This is a genomic window from Niastella sp. OAS944, from assembly GCA_024809215.1.
Taxonomy (GTDB): domain Bacteria; phylum Bacteroidota; class Bacteroidia; order Chitinophagales; family Chitinophagaceae; genus Niastella.
Window position 1 is genome coordinate 126157 of the sequence record JANUBW010000015.1, and the last position, 18175, is coordinate 144331.

At 42.9% G+C, this 18175-nt stretch carries 14 protein-coding genes; 7 read left to right on the plus strand and 7 right to left on the minus strand.

What is annotated here, in order from left to right:
• Positions 1 to 126: 126 nt before the first annotated feature.
• The 4 genes from GGD38_RS36490 (at position 127) to GGD38_RS36505 (ending at position 2472) form a co-directional block, all read left to right on the plus strand.
• Positions 127 to 327 carry a hypothetical protein gene (locus GGD38_RS36490; RefSeq protein WP_375301070.1) on the plus strand — a complete coding sequence of 67 codons (201 nt, stop codon included), beginning with the start codon at positions 127 to 129 and terminating at the stop codon, positions 325 to 327.
• 59 nt (positions 328 to 386) lie between these two features.
• The gene (locus GGD38_RS36495; RefSeq protein WP_375301071.1) at positions 387 to 626 is read left to right on the plus strand and encodes a hypothetical protein; all 240 of its coding nucleotides are present in this window, start codon (positions 387 to 389) and stop codon (positions 624 to 626) included.
• A gap of 129 nt (positions 627 to 755) precedes the next feature.
• Positions 756 to 1952: an aminotransferase class V-fold PLP-dependent enzyme gene (locus GGD38_RS36500; protein WP_375301072.1), complete on the plus strand. Its 1197-nt coding sequence runs from the start codon at positions 756 to 758 to the stop codon at positions 1950 to 1952.
• Between the two features lie 7 nt (positions 1953 to 1959).
• Positions 1960 to 2472 (plus strand): DinB family protein, encoded by a 513-nt coding sequence (locus tag GGD38_RS36505; protein WP_375301073.1) that lies wholly within the window; start codon positions 1960 to 1962, stop codon positions 2470 to 2472.
• Positions 2473 to 2915: 443 nt separating this feature from the next.
• On the opposite strand, the gene GGD38_RS36510 is transcribed toward GGD38_RS36505, so the two are convergent.
• The gene (locus GGD38_RS36510; RefSeq protein ID WP_375301074.1) at positions 2916 to 3434 is read right to left on the minus strand and encodes a hypothetical protein; all 519 of its coding nucleotides are present in this window, start codon (positions 3432 to 3434) and stop codon (positions 2916 to 2918) included.
• Positions 3435 to 3589: 155 nt separating this feature from the next.
• On the opposite strand from GGD38_RS36510, the gene GGD38_RS36515 reads away from it, so the two are divergent.
• From GGD38_RS36515 to GGD38_RS36525, 3 genes are read left to right on the plus strand one after another with little or no spacing between them, the layout of a single operon-like run.
• Complete coding sequence (locus GGD38_RS36515) at positions 3590 to 4177, plus strand: biliverdin-producing heme oxygenase (RefSeq protein WP_375301075.1); 588 nt, start codon at positions 3590 to 3592, stop codon at positions 4175 to 4177.
• Positions 4161 to 5678, plus strand: coding sequence for a GAF domain-containing protein (locus GGD38_RS36520; RefSeq protein WP_375301076.1), 1518 nt, complete (start codon positions 4161 to 4163; stop codon positions 5676 to 5678). Before GGD38_RS36515 ends, GGD38_RS36520 begins: the two co-directional genes overlap by 17 nt.
• Positions 5679 to 9806, plus strand: coding sequence for a chemotaxis protein CheB (locus GGD38_RS36525; RefSeq protein ID WP_375301077.1), 4128 nt, complete (start codon positions 5679 to 5681; stop codon positions 9804 to 9806).
• A 110-nt stretch (positions 9807 to 9916) separates the two neighbouring features.
• On the opposite strand, the gene GGD38_RS36530 is transcribed toward GGD38_RS36525, so the two are convergent.
• From GGD38_RS36530 to GGD38_RS36555, 6 genes are all read right to left on the minus strand, one after another.
• Positions 9917 to 10390 (minus strand): hypothetical protein, encoded by a 474-nt coding sequence (locus GGD38_RS36530; protein ID WP_375301078.1) that lies wholly within the window; start codon positions 10388 to 10390, stop codon positions 9917 to 9919.
• Positions 10391 to 10403: 13 nt separating this feature from the next.
• Positions 10404 to 10946, minus strand: coding sequence for a hypothetical protein (locus GGD38_RS36535; protein WP_375301079.1), 543 nt, complete (start codon positions 10944 to 10946; stop codon positions 10404 to 10406).
• Positions 10947 to 11031: 85 nt separating this feature from the next.
• Positions 11032 to 12537 carry a TlpA family protein disulfide reductase gene (locus GGD38_RS36540; RefSeq protein WP_375301080.1) on the minus strand — a complete coding sequence of 502 codons (1506 nt, stop codon included), beginning with the start codon at positions 12535 to 12537 and terminating at the stop codon, positions 11032 to 11034.
• Between the two features lie 77 nt (positions 12538 to 12614).
• Positions 12615 to 13724, minus strand: a complete 1110-nt coding sequence (locus GGD38_RS36545) for a hypothetical protein (protein ID WP_375301081.1) — start codon at positions 13722 to 13724, stop codon at positions 12615 to 12617.
• 169 nt (positions 13725 to 13893) lie between these two features.
• Complete coding sequence (locus tag GGD38_RS36550; protein WP_375301082.1) at positions 13894 to 15114, minus strand: hypothetical protein; 1221 nt, start codon at positions 15112 to 15114, stop codon at positions 13894 to 13896.
• Positions 15115 to 15546: 432 nt separating this feature from the next.
• Positions 15547 to 18150, minus strand: coding sequence for an NACHT domain-containing protein (locus GGD38_RS36555; protein ID WP_375301083.1), 2604 nt, complete (start codon positions 18148 to 18150; stop codon positions 15547 to 15549).
• Positions 18151 to 18175: the final 25 nt, after the last annotated feature.

The following is an 18175-nucleotide window of genomic DNA, read 5'->3' on the forward strand; positions in this document are numbered from 1 at the left end:
ATAAGTGCAAAATATATCATTAAATAGAAGGAATCGTACTATTTTTGTGTCCGAAACCATACTTGTGTCCTAAGTATGTATTAGAAAGTGTCTTTATTCTTTATCAGTTGTTTAAATTGTTATAGCATGAAACTCAGTCAAATAGCCTTGAAATCTATAAATACTCCTGCAATCAGAAGGCGTTTAATGGACGCTTTGGGTTGTACAGAATTTACCATAGCCCGGTATATTCAAAAGAACAGTGATAATTTAACCAAAGCCGCCGCCATGCAAATTATCAGGGAAGTAACGGGTTTGTCAGATATTGAGATCTTAGATATTGGCTAAAAGCACTTTAGGAAGCCTCCGTGGCCCCAGCTTTGCATGTGTTACTGGCAAAACATATTATGATTGAAAAACAATCAATAAACGGGAAAGATGTTTGGATAGAAGTGGAACAACAACCTGCTAATAGAAGCAATCCCAATATTATACCTACCGAATATTTCTTTGCCAAATACTACCTCGAAGAGTCGCTTGCCGGTTCTGCGGTAATATTTACCGACGAGGATGGCAAACCCGTATTATTCGAATCGCCCGTGGCGGCGCTTACCTTTGCCAGGAAGAAATTATCTGCTATAATTTAGGGTTTGAATAACCTGTTTCCCGCAAGCAAAGATGTTTGCTTTTACGCTGTTTTCATCATTATCTGATATAGTAAAAATCCCCTGATCTGCATCTGTTTTATTCTGCTGAAAAACAGTTGTTTTGCATGTATGCAAACAAATCCCTTCAGCGAATCTGAGATACAGACATTCAGGGCCGAAACTTCCGGAACGGCTGATCGTATTCACTTAAACAATGCCGGCGCTTCCCTGCCGCCAGATGTTGTGGTGAGTACGATGGTCGATTTTCTTCAGGAAGAAGCTATCTATGGCGGTTATGAAACCGAAGCTAAATATCGTAAACAGTTAGACTATACGCACCATCTGATTGCGCAACTGATCAATGCAAATGTTGATGAAATAGCCCTGGTAGAAAATGCCAGCGCCGCGTGGGAAATTGCTTTTAACGGTTTGCACTTTCAACCGGGTGATGAGGTGATCGTTTCTGAAATGGAATATGTATCTAATGTGCTGGCGTTGTTGAACGCGCAAAAGCTATATGGAATTGTTATTAAAAAGATAGCCAGTGATGCCTATGGGTTTTTCCCTTTACATGAGCTGGAGATGGCCATCACCAATAAAACAAAATTGATTGCCGTTACCCATGTTCCGTCCACTGCCGGTAATGTATTGCCCGTTGCTGCAATTGGTGAAATAGCCCGCAAACACAATATTGTTTATTTGTTAGATGCCTGTCAATCGGCCGGACAAATTCCCTTAGATGTTGAGGCAATTGGTTGCGATATGTTAGCCGTAACCGGACGAAAGTATTTACGCGGACCGCGTGGCTGCGGTTTTTTGTATGTGCGTAAACAAATGCTGGAAAGGTTAAGGTTATCGTACTTCGATGGTCGTACCGTTACCAGTATTAATGAACAGGGTTTTATAGTGCGGCCCGATGCACGGCGTTTTGAATGGTACGAGAAAAATCCCGCCGTTATACTGGGGCTGCAAAAAGCCGTTGAATATGCTTTGAACATTGGTGTAGAACGTATATGGCAGCGGGTGGAATATTTAGCCGCATTCTTTCGGAAGCAAATGCAGGAAATGCTCAATATTGAAATACACGATATGGGCGATGTACTTTGTGGCATCGTTACTTTTTCTGTTGTTGACGTGCCTGCAGCTGAAGTAAGGGAAAAACTGGCAGCCAAAAATATTAATGTACATATAGGCAAGGCTCCTTCTACCCTTTACTATATGAACCGCAGGGGGCTCGATGGCATTGTAAGGGCTTCGGTTCATTATTACAACACAGAAGATGAAATAAAGCTGGTTTGTAAGGAATTACAAGCTATAACCAAATAAAAATAGTATGAGCGCTTCCAAATGGTTTGAACGAAAGTTCGATTTTAGTTTCGATGTAAATGAATATACCACTATTTACCGGCGCCTGCTGCAGGCGCCGGAGAGCCTGGAAATTATATTACAGAATAAGTCGAACGATATTCTTTCTTATCAGCCAGATGGTAAATGGTCGGTAAAAGAGCATACCGGCCATCTTTCGGTGCTGGAACCATTATGGCGTGCACGTATACAGGATATTATAGAGAAAAGGCCTACGCTCACTCCTACCGATCTCAATAACAGTGCAACGAGTGAAGCTGGCTTTAATAAACTTTCTATAACAGAACTGATACAGCGATTTGCAGTAGAAAGAAGGCAAACATTAGTGCTGCTTGACAGTATAAATATTAGCGGGCATACGAATACCAGCTTACACCCCCGAATGCAGCAGCCTATGCGCATAATTGATATTGCCTATTTTACCGCAGAGCATGATGATCATCATATGGGAGTTATCGGGGAGATTTTAGTGCAAAACTGAATTTCAGGCTTTTCGTTTATCTTTTGCGGTGAGCAGCGGTCTTCCTGCCTTGTTGTGTGAACCTTGCCTCAAGGTTGTGTGAACCCTGTGTGATCCATGTGTCAAATGGGGTACTTTACTAAGGGAACACACATGTTTAACACATGGTTGACACATGGATTAAGCCATTCGTCCCGGGTTTTATGTGTGCTCGTCCCAAATTTACACATGGTTCAAGCATGAATTATACATTTCGTCCCTGCTTTGACACATGCTCGTCCCAGGTTTGACACATGCCCGTCCCATTTTTCAAAATACAGTTGATAGTTAATTTATATTTGTGATTCGTACGGAAGGTTCTTTGAAATAGTTGTTAGTTAACACGTTTACAGGTTAACGAGGTAACAGGAGTTCGTGCTCCCCGATCTCTGAACTCATGGGCGTTCGACCACAGTTGACATAGATCACTGTTTTAATTGCCCAATACCTGCCAGCACGGTATTCAATTCCTCGGGTTTATTGGTCCCAATAAGCAGTCTTTCACCGTTGGTAAATTCAAGTTGCAGGCCTTTGCTGCCCGAAATGTTAAATGCTTTCCCATGGCCAAATGCTCCAAGCCGTAAGCCCCACCCTCCATATTCTCCTATGGGCGAATATTGCCTCACGTAAGATTTCCTTAGTGCGTTCCAGGGATAATACCGGTATGAAAAATGAAAGGGATAGAATTGAACATAAATGCCATCTGGCTTTATTTGTGTTTCAAGCCGAATGCTGAGAATAAAAATAGTTAACAGTGCAACTGTGCTGGCAGCACAAATAAGTTGTGTATTGGTCATTGGGTCATCGCCAAACGGTTGCCCCCAGCCTATTTGTTTTATAACGCCGGCTACAAACGGTGCGTTCAGGCATACCAGCAAAAGCCAGATCCACCATTGTCTGAATTGTTGTTTTTCGGAAAATAAAATGTCATTGTCGCTTGCCATGATCATCTCCGGTTTAGTAGTGCTAAATTCGTGAAATAACAGAGTGTTGTCAAGTATTTCAACAGATCAATGATATATTATAACTTTCAATATCTACGCTCCCACTCTTCATGAAATGATGTGTTCCCTTTATCTTGCAGAATAAATTAATATTATTGGAACCGCTTACATTTCCCGACCACATAAAGAATTACACAAAGCTCGAACATGCCGCACTGGAAAAGCATTTGATCGGTATCATCAAAGGAATTCAAACAAAGGATCAGTATCTCCATCTGCTCAGGATGTTCTATGGCTTCTACCAGGCACTTGAAGTTGAAATGGAACAATATTTGACCCAGCAGCTTATTCCCGATATAAAGCAACGTCGCAAATCTGATGCGCTTTTGCAGGATATAAAAGACCTTGGCGGGAACGAAATGCAGTTCTCTATGCAAGTAGATACACCAGTTATAAACAACTATGCACGGGCACTGGGTGCGGCATATGTACTGGAAGGATCAACACTCGGCGGCCTGATCATTGCAAAAATGATAAAAGCGCAATTACCGGACATTCCCGCCGATAAGGGCTTTTTATTTTTTACCTGCTATGGGGAGGACGCACAAAGTATGTGGAAGAAATTCCGCACTTATCTGCTTGCGCTTACCCACAAAGAAGATCAGGACCTTGCTGCCGAAACTGCCCGGAAAACTTTTTTAACATTTAAAGTATGGATCGATAAGTATGAGCCAGTTTTCTAAATACGACTCTGAATTTTGCGGTAACATTCCCATTCACATCATCAATACCATTCAGGATTATGGCATACTACTGGTGCTTGACCGTAACACGCTTACTATAGAACAGCTTAGCGAGAACGCCGGTGAAATGTTTGTAACACCTTTTAGATCCCTTGCAGGTAAAAATGTGCAGGAAGTGATTGGCCAACCGGCCTTTAACGAATTACAGGTTTGTGTTGAAAAAGGAAATGGCAAGTATCCTACTGCCTGGGTGTTGAATGGCAAACGCTTTTTCACCCTGGTACATGTAACCGACAATATGGTGATCCTTGAAATAGAGAACCAGCCGGCAGAGGGCGCCGAATCTTCTTTTTCTACCCTGTACCAGTCGCTCCGCGATACGGTAAGCAAAATAGAGACGGCCCACGATATTCATGAAGTATGTACCATTGCTGCCGCTGAATTGAAAAGGATCAGCGGTTTTGATAAAATAATGATCTATGCATTCGACAAAGACTGGAATGGTAATGTGATGGCCGAGGCCATGGAGCCCGATATGGGATCTTACCTGGGTTTTACTTTTCCGGCATCGGATATTCCCAAACCGGCGCGCGATATGTACCAGAAGAACCCTTACCGCTTTATTCCCAACCGGGCATTTAAACCAATAAAACTTTACCCGGTTATAAATCCCATCTCCTATACATTTCTCGACATGAGCGAATGCAACCTGCGGGGTGTTGCGGCCGTGCATGTGGAATATTTGAAAAATATGAATGTGACCGCCTCCATGTCGGTAAGGCTTATAAAGGATGGCGCATTGTGGGGGCTTATTGCCTGCCATCATAAAACGGCGCGGCGCATAGACAGCCAGCTTTGTACGGTGCTTGAATTTCTTTCCACCGTTATTTCTTCCCGTATCAATTTATTGCATCATCAAAAATTCCTCGATCTGAGTGCCCGGCTTAACAGCCTGTATACCCAGCTTATAGAGAATATATATCAAAGTAACCATCTTGTTAAAAGCCTGCTGCATGAAAAACCAGATGTAATGGAACTTTTCGGCGCCCAGGGTGTGGTGGTTACTTACAAGGGTAAAACACATGTTGCCGGCGAAGCGCCAAATGCGTCGGAGCTGGAAGATCTTGTGCTTTGGCTTCACCTGAAACAACTGCGCAAAGTATTTTATACCGATTCCCTGTCGGATATATATGACATTGCATCGGAATACCAGCACATTGCCAGTGGCATTCTTGTTATACCTATACAATCGGCACAGGATGAATACATCATTCTTTTCCGGAAAGAGTTCATTCGCACCACCAGTTGGGGCGGTAATCCGGAAGAGCGTATTTTCTTCGACAAAGACCCCAAGATCTACCATCCGCGCCACTCGTTCAAATTGTGGCAGCAGCATGTGAAAGGGTTTTCAAAACCCTGGCTGCAGGAAGAGGTGATGGCGGCGGAGAATTTGCGCAGTTTTATTTATGAATTGATAAACCCGGAACCATTGGCCAAGTAAATGAAAGCAACCCAAAAACATTATGTGATCACCGTAGGAGCTTCCGCAGGTGGCCTTGAGGCCATTCAGGAGTTCTTTGACCATATGCCGCAAACAGGCAATATGTCTTTTGTTGTCATTCAGCACCTTTCGCCCGATTACAAAAGCCTGCTGGTTGACCTGGTAGGCCGAAGGACCGATATGAAAGTGCTGGAAGCTGCCCACAATATGCCGGTGTTGCCAAATAGTGTATACGTGATCCCCAATAACAAACAGATCCGTATGCAAAAGGGCAAATTGCTGTTGTCTGATAAAGTGAACGACAAGTCGCCCAACAACGCAATTGACGTTTTTTTACATTCGCTGGCCATCGATAAAAAAGACCAGGCCATTGCCGTTATACTTTCCGGCACGGGCACCGATGGCACCAGGGGCATTGCCGCAATAAAAGAAAATGGCGGTTGTGTAATGGTACAGGTGCCTAATTCTGCCAAATTCGATGGCATGCCCAATAGCGCGCTTGCGTCGGGTTATGCCGATGTGGTTGATACACCCGCCGGTATTGCCGAAGCCATTGTAAAAGATATTTTTCAAACCGAACAACACCAAAACCTAAAAGCCAAAGAGCCCGATGAGCTAACCTTATTGCATATCTTTGAGCTGATCTATAAATTTGTTGGGCACGATTTCCATTATTACAAAACGCCCACCATCATCAGGCGCATCAATAAAAGAATGCTGCAGCACGGCATTGAGGAACCGGCAGATTTTGTAAAGTTGCTTGAAAATGATCCGGAAGAATGCAAGGAGCTGGCGCATGATTTCCTTATCAGCGTAACCAAATTCTTTCGCGATGCTGATGCTTATAAGGTGCTTTCAGAAAAAGTGCTGCCCGAGCTGATAGCCTCAAAAGAAAGCGGTGAACAGCTTAAAGTATGGGTGTCTGCCTGCAGTACCGGTGAAGAGGCCTACTCTATTGCCATGGCCATTGACCAGGTGCTGGAGCAAACGGGGAAAGAAATAGAAGTAAAGATCTTTGCCTCTGACATAGATACAGCCAATCTTGATATTGCATCAAATGCGCTGTATCCATTCTCTATTGAAAGTGATGTGCCCGAACCATTGCTGAACAAGTATTTTGTAAAGAAAGCAAAAGGATGGTCGGTAGCCCAACGCCTGCGCAAACAGATCGTATTTGCGCGGCACGATATTACCAAAGACCCGCCCTTTATAAAGAACGATCTTGTTACCTGCCGCAATATGCTTATTTACATGAACAACGTGTTGCAAGACAGGATCTATGCCATGCTGCAATTTTCGCTGAACAAAGACGGCTTTCTTTTTCTTGGCCCCAGCGAGAACCCGCCCTTTAGCAAGAGCAGCTCTATGCAGCAGATAAGCGTAAAGTGGAAGATCTTTAAAAAGCTGGCCGATGTAAAACAGCGGGTAAGCTTTAGCGATAATTTGAGTACACCCGTACGAATGCCAAGGCAAAACGCATCTGCGCATGTTGACATTGGCACCAAGGGCCAGAAAGACCTATGGAAAGAAATGCGCATGGCCTTCCTTGAAGACCTCGGTTTTATTGCTTTTTATATCGACCGCAACTTTGAGATCCATGAAACCATGGGCAATTACGAAGATCTGCTTTCGCTGCCCAAGAAGATGCTTAACCTGAACCTGATACGGATGCTGCCGCAAGACCTTTCACTCATCGTGAACCGGGAGCTACGTAAGGCATGGAAGAGTAATAAAGCGGTTCACCTCGATTGTGTTACATTTGGTAAAGGCGATAATACACGCGCTGTAAATATTTTGCTAAAGCCATCGGTAATGGCTACCGGGCACGATTATACCCTGGTAATGTTCAGTAAGGCCGTTGTGCAGCAGGAACGTAGTGTGGAGGCGCCGGCAACGGAGCCCGATTACGATTATATGCGTAACCTGGAAGCCGAACTGGCCGAAACCAAGAACAGTTTGCAACTGGCGGTAGAAGACCTTGAAACGGCCAATGAAGAACTGCAAAGCTCTAACGAGGAATTACTTTCCTCAAACGAAGAACTGCAAAGCTCCAATGAAGAATTGCAGTCGCTGAATGAAGAATTGTACACGCTTAATACGGAACACCAGGTTAAGATAAAGGAGTTGGTTGAACTGAATGATGACCTGAACAATTATTTTCGCAGCACCAATATAGCCCAGATATTTTTAGATGCACAATTGAATATTCGCAAATTCAATCCGGCATCTACAGAGATCATCAATTTTATTGAGAGCGATCTTGGCCGGCCATTCTCCGATATTACAGCCAACTTCAAATACAACCAACTGATAGATGATATTCGTTATGTAGAACGAGTGCGCATAGTGGTTGAAAAAGAAGTTGCCCTGCACCAGGGTAAGAACTTCCTGCTACGAATAATGCCTTACATTACCCGTGAAAAGAAATATGCAGGCATTATTATCACCTTTGTTGATATTACTACCATCACCAACCTGAACAATATTATCCGTAGCGTTTTCAATGCCACCACCAGTGCCATCTTCGCGTTGCATACGGTAAAAGACCCACGCGGTGTGATCGTTGATTTTACCATAGATGCCGCCAACGAAAAAGCGCAGGAATGGTTTGGCAATAAAGAAGTGGGGCTTACCGGTAAAAGCCTGCGTAACACAGTTCCCGTATTAACCAGTCAGGAGTTGTTTGGTGAATATTTGTCGGTAGTGCTTGATGATGTAAAGCTGCACCGCGATGTGATGCTGGAAAGTATGGATATGTGGTTTGAGCTAACGGCGGCAAAAATGCCCGATGGGCTTGTTGTTACCTTCACCGATATTACCGATAAAAAGAAAGCGGTAGAAAAGATCCGCAAAAACTATAGTGAACTAAATGAAGTAAAGGAAAACCTTCGCCGGCTTAATAAAGAACTGGAAGATAAAGTGAAGGACCGTACCCGCGAACTGTCGTTCAGTGAAGAACGCTTCAGATTGGTGGCGCAGGCCACCAATGATTCACTGTGGGATTGGGACCTTACTGCCAACAAGGTTTGGTGGAGCGATGCATTTCGCAAAACCTTTGGGTATACTGAAGCGCAAATGACCCGTAAAGAATGGCTCGAACATGTACATCCCGACGATCGTAATAGAGTGAAGGAGAGCGTACATACCGCCATTCACGACAATTACAACCAGTGGAGCCAGGAATACCGATTCCTTAAAGCTGATGGCGAATATGCCAATGTGCTCGACCGTGGTTATATCCTGCATAATGAATTTGGCGTGCCCTATCGCATGCTGGGCTCCATGCTCGATCTTACTGCATTGCGTAAGGCAGAACGGGAGATCAAGATGATGAACGAAGTGCTGGAAGAAAAAGTAAAACAACGTACCGAACAGTTACAGGTAACGAACCAGGAACTGGAATCGAGCAACCGCGATCTGCAATTGTTTGCATCGGTGGCCAGTCACGACCTGCAGGAGCCGCTGCGCAAGATCCATATGCTTACCAAAATGGTAAAAGACTGGCACGAAGGCGAGCTTGGGGAAGACACGGTGATGTATCTGAATAAGATCATGCACTCTGCCATGCGCATGAAAGCGCTGGTGAACAATATCCTGCATTTCACCAAACTCTCCAATGACTTTTCGGCTTTCGAAAAGACCGACATAGCGCAGGTCATAAAAGAAGTGCGGGAAGATTTTGAAATGGTGATCCGCGATAAAAATGCAGAGATCAGGGTGTCGGAAATACCTCAGCTGGAGGTAATAAGATCGCATATTCAGCAGGTGTTCCAAAACCTTATTGGCAATGCGCTTAAGTTCAGCCGTAAGGATGTACCACCGGTGATCACCATTTCGGCATGGCGCGTAAATGAAAGATCAACCACTGCCCTGCCCGATGCCAAAGGTCGCTGGTGTCATATAGAAGTGAAGGACAATGGTATTGGCTTTGATGAACAATTCAAGACCCGCATCTTTGATCTTTTCCAGCGGTTGAATTCAAAGGATAAATTTGAGGGTACAGGTATTGGCCTTGCCATAGTGAAAAAGATCGTGGAGAAACACAACGGTCTTATTGCGGCAAACAGCCAGGAAGGTAATGGGGCGGTTTTTTCAATTATACTTCCACTGGAGCAACTACCCAGGTAAACCAGTTATGAAGTAAGAAGTAGGAAGTAGGAAGTAAGAAATACAAAAAAAGTAAGAAGTCTGAACGTGCGGGTTTTTCGTACCTCGTACTTCAGACTTCTTACTTCTTATTATGCCGTAGGCTGCGTAAACGTCCAGCCGTCAAGTATTAATTCCTGAACTGTTTGGTTGCGCTCGGCGCCTTGTTTTTTTGTAAAGATGCCTCTGCTTACAGTAATGCGGGTGGTGAGATACCCGGTACCAAAGAGACCAATTAAGATACAGAGGACAAGACCGATTGCAATCGCCCCACCGCCAATTAACAAGAAAAATGCAAATATGGCCGCGCCAATACCCCAGGCCTGTAAGGCCCCTTTATTGGCACTCTGCTGGTGTATTTCAAGGCAGGTCCTGCATCTTGGAATACCTACTGGTATCTTGCTGTACTTAACAGAGCGGTAAACAATGATATTTGTTCTGTCGTTCTCTTTGAACAGGGGAATAAAATAGTTGTCTTCCATATTGCTGGAATGCTCCACTTCGCAATACTGACATTTAGTATCCGTAGGCTCCAGCCTTTTCTTTTCTTTGTTAATTGTATACATAGGGAGGATTTATTTAGTAGTCGTAACTTTCTTTGTCGCTTTTGGCGTATACTGTTTTTGCCAGAATAAAGTACAGTATAAAGGCCGGTATCATTGCCATAATAATCGGGATCACCATTTCAATGCGTATAAACCTTGTTCTGTCTGCGAAATACATGTGATGGGCCAGTGGGAAAATAATACCATATACAATACCGCCTGCTATACCGGCAATAGGTTTGTCTTGGGCTGCAAAATAACCGCCTATGCCAGCGGCTAAAAATGCCACCATAAACCACACTGGTGATGTTATGCCAAATAAAGGCCCTATGAGGGTGAACATAACAGTAACACCAACGGCAATACTTTCTACTTCACCCTGTTTATTCTGCTGCATTTTTTTCTCGAACAATACCTGCTTGAACTCGCGTATTTCATTAAGAAGAAGTGATTTTGCTTCTGTTTCGTCGTACCCTTTTTCCATCAGTTTGGCAATTTCTGCGTCAGCTGAAAAGGTATTGGTAGTAAGCTTATATCTTATTTGGTCTTTTTCGGTTTGCGTAAGGGTGTTGGGCATTTTTCAAAGGATAGATATACGAATTAAATAATAAGTGTACGGCTAACGCCTTAAAGAAACGCATTTTTTATATTATTTGCAAGTGCTATAGCAATTTGTCGAGCTGGTTGTATAATTTTTGCCGGCTGCTGGGTCGTTCGGCTACATCATGCACAATTTTTCCCTGTGCGTTGATAATCATATAACGGGGAACGGAATTTAACGGCTGTATTCCGGTCTTTTCGGCCTCTTGCCAAAAGGTTTCGGTGCTGGCCCTGTTTACCCGGTAATGTTTTCCCTCCAGGTTATTGATGTAGATATAGTCCTTCCATTTTTTATCCTGTTCGGGATTGTCAAGTGCTATATACAGCCATACGATGTTCTTGCCAGCATACCGTTTTTTTAGTTCGGGCACATACGCCATTTCATATTTACAGGGGCCGCACCAGGTGCCCCACATATCGAGGTATATTACCTTGCCTTCATATTTCTTTATTACCTGCAGTACCGAGCTTATATTGCCCAGCTCTTCTATGGTTATGTTGGCGTTGGAGCTATTCTTTTTAACCGTAGCTGTTAACTGCTGTAAAAGGTTTTTTGCCCGGGGCAGATATTGGCTGGCCGGGTATTTTTGCTGCATATTATTAAACAGGTAAGTGCAGGTGCTGGTATTGGAAAGATCGTAGGCCGAAATAAACAGGTTGTAGTATACCTTGTCGCATATAGACGCCGGCCAGTTAAGCTCGGCATAACGGGATGCCATGATGGTTAATTCGCCATTCGCTTTTATAAGGCTGTCGATTGTGGTGAAGGGCATGCTGAAAAATTCTGCCAACCGCAGCTTCATGGTATCAATGCTGTTAGTATTAATTTTTTTAGATGCCTGGTTAATATCGTACCGGTTTCTTTTTTCAAGCATAACATTGGCGTAATAACCGCTTTGGAGCATGCTGCTATCGGGCAGTGGTTGCCATTGCATAATGATATTCTGGGCCGTATCGGCTAACATTTTGTTGGCTTTGCGCAAATCGAACGTGGCAAAATTGCTCAAATGCGATTGGTAAGCATATTTTGTTTCGTTGATAAGAATTTGCTTAAGCGCAGGGGAAGTTGCCGATTGTTCAATTTGCGTTTTTGTCGTTGCAATTTCTTCTTCAATATGACGTAGAAGAGTGTCGGTAAAACCTGTTTTCGTAAGGTCTTTAAAAGAAATGATCTCTTTCTCATTTTTCGAAAACAGCGGCTTGCTGTCGAGGATAGAATTGTGCACCAACTGGTTTTCGGCAGCGGCTTTGCCGGCGAATAATATAGAAGTAGAATCTATTGTTAGCTGAAGGTTACGGCCGGGGCTCAGTAATAAGCGGTATTTGCGTTCATTGAATGTAAGTTCTGCAAAAACCGGGTAAGGTAACTGCAGGGTTTGTTTGAATTTGCCGTACATATCAGGAACAGCTTCTGCAGAAGGCTGCTTTGGAACATAATCGGCATATAAAAGATATAGCTGTATTTTTTTAACGGCAATACCTTTTATGGTGCCATCGATGGTACATGGCTGCGCATATAAGCTACCAATAAATAGAAGGGAAAATACAAGCAGTTGTAAACTTTTCATGCTAAGTTGAGGTTAATTGAATATTACCCGTGTGTCGCGCAAAGTATGGTAATATTTCATCTCAACGCAGCTTTTATTTAACTGCCCCCCAAATACAGGTTTATTTTAACAACATTGTTGCCTAGTATAATAGGATGCCCGGCTTCTGTATTGCATTTAATTGTCATGTTACCCGCATCGAATGAAATTTCGTTTGTTATAATGGGTGATAATTGTCCGCCATACAGCGGCCAGTACCCCGCCCCCAGCTGCGATTTTATGTTGGCCTGTTCTTCACTGGTAAAGTCAGCATCGGAGGTTAACGTAAGTGAAATACCATCAACAGCCAAAAAAGCACCTATGGCATAATTGAAAGTACCATTAACGCCAAAATAACCGTCCCACCCTGTAGCCGATGACCATGGCGGCGTTGCCTTTGAGTACAATGCCAAATTAAGCAGGCCCGAATTATACCAGGCGCCGGGTGTAACGGCCGTTACTGCAAAATGTTCAAAGGCCACTGACAGGGTAATATTACTTTGGGCAAACTTTTGACTAATAAGGAACCCGCACCAGCTGCCGGTATATATTCCAAAGAATGAAGGATCGTTACCCGGCACCCAGGAGTTCGATACATTAGGATTGGCATCGGAAGAAGCGTATGAAAATTCAGTGGAAGGTGATGCCTGTAAAGTAGCAGTAAGGCTGGATAATGTTGGCGAGAGATCGGGCAGTTTTGCATTGGTGCCCTGGTATGGGGCCAATGCCGCCAGTGCGCTATTGATGAGCAGCTGGTTATTAAGATCGGTGCGACCAATATTGGCTACTGTGGGTGCATTTAACATGGCCCATTGAAACCACACGGTTGGCAAGGTATTATCAGGCGGTGGTGTGGGTAAGCTTTTCAGGTAGGTATTCCATTTTGTATAGGTGGCCTTACCAATATCTTTTTGAAATGAACTATCGGGGAACTGCAGTTGGTTTACTATAGCTGCGTACTGACTAAAAAAGGTGGGCTGGTTATAGTACCAGTTATTGAACTTCAACGTTTGCGGGGGAACAATATTGAGGCAGGCCCAAAGGGCTTCATCGCTGGCCGGTATTCCAATAGGTTGTATCAATTGAAAATTACTTACCGGCAAATTAAGCTTACTGCATAATTGATTGTACCAGGCATTGGTAATTCCTGTAAAGCTATCAGTCATCATAAAAGTATATTTATAATTGGCCTCCCCCCACCGGGGGGAGGATTGGAGGGGGGCCATTGGCCTCCCCCGCCAGCTGGTGGAGAGGTCTGTATGGGGCAAAGAAAAGAAGAGGCCATCACGTTAGTGTTGCCTCTTCTTTTGTAAACAACTGTTGAGAGATTAAAACGCCTTAAGCGTAACCTTCAGCCATTGCTGGTTTTTCAGCTTTAAAGCTTTTAGAAGCTGCAAACATTGCTGCGGCCGGAGCTGCAGAGTGCCCTACAAATTGTGATACTGGCAATACATTAGCGCCAAGTATGATAGGCACACCTTTTATGCTCGACATGCTTATTGTCATTTGTCCCTGTTCGTTAAACGTTGCGGTGTTTGTTGAAGAACTGCCGCTGCCGCTTGAATAGAAAGGCCAGAAGCCGGAATGACCGCTCGATGTAATGGTTTGCTGATCGAGTGTTGAATAAGTTGCATCGGATATTACCGTAACATTCATGCCTGAGGCAATGATGAGGTTGGCGGCAAAACGCTGCATGTTGCCGTTAGTGCCAAACGTATTATCCCAATTGATGCTCGATTGCGGGCTCCAGGGGTTACCTGTTTTATTGGCAAATGCAAGGCCCATGGCGCCGGAATTATACCACTGTCCTGGTGTATTGGCATAAGTAAGCACATTTTCAAATGTTGCTGTTATTCTTATGCGGCTTGAGGCAAATTGCTGGCTGATAGAAGAAGTAGTAGTGCTTCCGCCCCAAAGGCCAAAGAAACCTGAGTTGCCGCCTTTTGTCCAGGAAGTGCTAACGTTGCTGTTCATTGTCTGGCTATCGAATGTAAATGATCTGTTAGGTGAATTAAGCAGATCGTTCACCATTTGATCGTAGTTCAGTGTAAAGTTAAAACCAAGCGGTTGCCCATTCATGTCTGTATAGATCAACGTTAATTCGTTTTGAGCAGTAGCTATTGGGTCTAATAAAATGGCAGCATAATCTGAAGATCCTATATTGGCAACTTGTGGCGCGTATATCATGGCCCAGTTCCTGAATAAAGTAGGCATCTGGTTCATGGTTGGCGGTGTGGCCAGGTTCAGAATATATTTTTGCCATTTTTTGAAATTATCAGCGCCTATATCTGCCTGTACGTCTATATTCCTTGATGGTACCAATGCCGACATCAACGCCCTGTAATCACTATAGAACTGGTTACCGCCACTGGCCTGAAACTGTTGTGTAAGAGAGAACGGGGGAATGTTATTGTAGTAAGCCCAGAAGGTTTGGTTGGCGGCCGTTCCACTTGCAATAGGAGGCGCAGGCTGAATGATCTGAAATGAATTTGCGTTTAGTCCCATTCCTTGTATGAAACCATTGTACCATCCATTTTGAAGGTCTAAGAACGTACTCATAATGAAATGTTTTTAAGTTACCCCTACTCATAAGGCTTTTCGGGTAATGCCCCCGCTGAAAATTCTGCAGCAGGACAGACCGTTTTTTCAAGTGGTCGCTGACCTCCACCTTCACTGGGTTACAGTGCCGTTATAATAGAATACCCATTCTTTTAACCTTATCGTAGTGTTATAAGATTAATAGTTGTATTCGTTCAAATACAAATACTCAGTAATGAGGAAACATTAAATGTTGATGAAGCTAAAATCAGGCAGGGTGAAATGAAAATAACAATCGTATGAATTTGTTCGCTTAGTTGCTGGGGTGCTTAGGAATTCTAAGGTAGTGAAACTATTTTATATATTTCATACCGTGAAAACACCTTTTTTTGCAATGCAAAAGAAAGCAGCGGTTAAATAGAAAGCGTATATACATTAATGTCTATGTTGATTTTACACTTTAATTTCATTGTCATGTACTGTCTTTCCAAGCTCATAATAATACTCGAGCAGTATCTGATGACGAAACCTGTAGCTTCCACCATCGCTGCCCAGTATTTGAAGCTCCGTGCAATAATCTAAAAATTTCACATAAGGAAAAGGCATCGCTTTTTCAAGAAGCAGGCAATAGTTCAAAATAAAATGTTCAATTAAGGGCGATCTTACCAATGAATAAGAAATGCCGCACATGCTACCCAGCAAAATTGACTTTAATAAGATGTACGCCCACGGTTGATTGGAATAGGCTACTATCAAAGCTGCCGCGCAAACAGTACAACCAAAAACGCTCCGCATTATATTATTAATAAGGCTGCCACGTAACCGTTGGTATGGATCTTTGATTGCCAGAAAAAGGCCAAATTCTTTTGAAAAAGCGTCAATGATCTCAGCTATTCCTTTGAGAAGTACTAATACAGTTGTGCCAAATACTACCAGTAAAGTAATTTCGAGGCCTTTTACAGGTATTGATCTTTCAATGATCCATGCAATGGAGCCTAATAAAAAACTGCAAATTATCCAGTAAAGAAGAATATTGTCCCAGCTTTTACTATGATATATCATTTTCCATTGCCATTTCCTGATCTCCCGGGTCTCTATTCTTTTATAAATACGTTGTGGGGCCGCAACAACCAAAATACCTATTGGCAAAATGACAATTTGCGCCCACATAAATGAGTAAAGTAGGTTACTTGAAATATTATCAAAATACAATAAAAATGCTATTGCAATGGATGACGGCACACTTAAGTAAATAAGGCGTTTCCAGGTTTTTTGCCTGCGTAAATATTGCCATTCCCAGTTTTTTCTTTCTGTTATATTATTAGCGCCCCATTTTGCATAAGGAGATACTTTGTTGAAAGTTTCCGTGATAAAAAAGATTATGAAAATGATAAAGCCGCCAAGTATACCTGGTATTAATTTATTGTACACTATACCAATAAAAATGCCCAAGATTAAGGCCTGTGGAAATGCTTTAATACTGATCTCCAGCCAGGTTTTTCTCTTGCGCAAGAGCCACCAATTCCATTTCATATCTGGCGCCAAACTTTTTATTTTTATGTGGCCAGATGTAAAGATGTGCAAAACGGTAGCAAACCAGGATATACATATAGAGGCAAGCAACCCAAAACAAACACCTGTTTTAATATTTGTTGGAATGCTGATTAGTGAGCCCAATAGCACACCCAAGGTTAATCCAAATAACAAGCAAATACCGATCGTAAAAGCTTTTTTATTTTTTAATTGATCCGGCTGCAGGTCCGAAAGCTCAAAACTATCCTCGCCGCGCGTTGATATCCATTGGGCAAGCCATATAAGCCATTTGTTAACGTCTTCTTTTTTATAGGTAACATTCGTTTTCTGTGTGTCGGTAATTTTTGATGCATATAGTTTAACCAATTCATCTTTAAATGAAGTGGTTTGGTTGGTAAAATCAAACTGTTTGCCATTGTCCTGCAGCCCAAAAACCTGAAGGGCCAGGTTAAAATAAAACGGGTTGCATAAGGCTTCCTGAATATCACGTCTGGCTTTAAAATGGGGTAATAATGCACGTACTGATTTGCCGGAAGCGTAGTATATGTCATTTTTTTCTTTCAGCCTTATTAGCGCATGCTGTACATGGTTGTGGGTAATAGGTTCAATACGTATTTGCGCCTTAACGAATAAACTGATGTTGGCCATTCCCCTTTCAGTTAATGTAAAATATTCCTGCTTGCGCGAACAGATCACAAACCAGGGCGTATTATTTAACTGCTGGTACTTATCAATGGCAACCAAACATTTTTGCTGCATGTGTATGCGTGCTTCATTGTCGGGGAGGTTTTTTCCTATTTCGTCAAGCCCATCCATCAGCGGAATTATTTGCAGCTCCCTGATAACGGCTGCGGCATGTTTAAGCGAATAGCCGTAAGACTGGTGCAAGATCTGTTCAAGCCATTTTTCGAATTCGCTGTATTCCTCTGTCCAGGAAGCCAGGTTAAATAATATCGGCACAGGGGCGTTTGTATCCTGCCGGGCATTATCAAGTAATTTCAACGCCAGGCTAATGAGTGAAGTTGTTTTTCCGGAGCCGGCCTCACCTAATAGAATAAGAAATTTATGTTTAAAAAAGAGGTCGGGTAAAGTTTCATTGGTAAGACCTTCTTTGCGGGCATGATCATCTAATAATGATTGCTGTACATGATTTAATCCTTCAACGGAATATGCATATTGTAAATCTATCTGATACTCGCTATCTGCCTGCTTGCCTATTCGGCCATGATATCTTTTTTCAAGCGATTGTATCAGCAAAAGCCTTTGCTCACTATTTAATAAGTCAATGGGTGTATTTGCTTCCTGCTTTTTCTTCCACTTCTCAAAGGCTGTTGCTGCAATGAATACTACTACTGTTATTAAGGTAATAATAAGTAAATAATGTTCTTTCCCCAGTTTTTCCTGCGAAGGAATTGTTAGTTCCGAAGAGATCAGGTTAGTAAGAATGGGTAACAGCAAAGCTGTAATGGCAATGGCTATGCTATTTCCTAATCTTACCAAATACTTTTTTACCCACTTTTTCAATCTTTTCCTGGTTTGGCTATAAGTA

Excerpts from the sequence above, each read along its gene's own strand:
- GGD38_RS36490 (WP_375301070.1), top strand. The coding sequence starts at position 127 with ATGAAACTCAGTCAAATAGCCTTGAAATCTATAAATACTCCTGCAATC.
- GGD38_RS36495 (WP_375301071.1), top strand. The coding sequence starts at position 387 with ATGATTGAAAAACAATCAATAAACGGGAAAGATGTTTGGATAGAAGTG.
- GGD38_RS36500 (WP_375301072.1), top strand. The coding sequence starts at position 756 with ATGCAAACAAATCCCTTCAGCGAATCTGAGATACAGACATTCAGGGCC.
- GGD38_RS36505 (WP_375301073.1), top strand. The coding sequence starts at position 1,960 with ATGAGCGCTTCCAAATGGTTTGAACGAAAGTTCGATTTTAGTTTCGAT.
- GGD38_RS36510 (WP_375301074.1), bottom strand. The coding sequence starts at position 3,434 with ATGGCAAGCGACAATGACATTTTATTTTCCGAAAAACAACAATTCAGA.
- GGD38_RS36520 (WP_375301076.1), top strand. The coding sequence starts at position 4,161 with ATGAGCCAGTTTTCTAAATACGACTCTGAATTTTGCGGTAACATTCCC.
- GGD38_RS36525 (WP_375301077.1), top strand. The coding sequence starts at position 5,679 with ATGAAAGCAACCCAAAAACATTATGTGATCACCGTAGGAGCTTCCGCA.
- GGD38_RS36530 (WP_375301078.1), bottom strand. The coding sequence starts at position 10,390 with ATGTATACAATTAACAAAGAAAAGAAAAGGCTGGAGCCTACGGATACT.
- GGD38_RS36535 (WP_375301079.1), bottom strand. The coding sequence starts at position 10,946 with ATGCCCAACACCCTTACGCAAACCGAAAAAGACCAAATAAGATATAAG.
- GGD38_RS36540 (WP_375301080.1), bottom strand. The coding sequence starts at position 12,537 with ATGAAAAGTTTACAACTGCTTGTATTTTCCCTTCTATTTATTGGTAGC.
- GGD38_RS36545 (WP_375301081.1), bottom strand. The coding sequence starts at position 13,724 with ATGATGACTGATAGCTTTACAGGAATTACCAATGCCTGGTACAATCAA.
- GGD38_RS36550 (WP_375301082.1), bottom strand. The coding sequence starts at position 15,114 with ATGAGTACGTTCTTAGACCTTCAAAATGGATGGTACAATGGTTTCATA.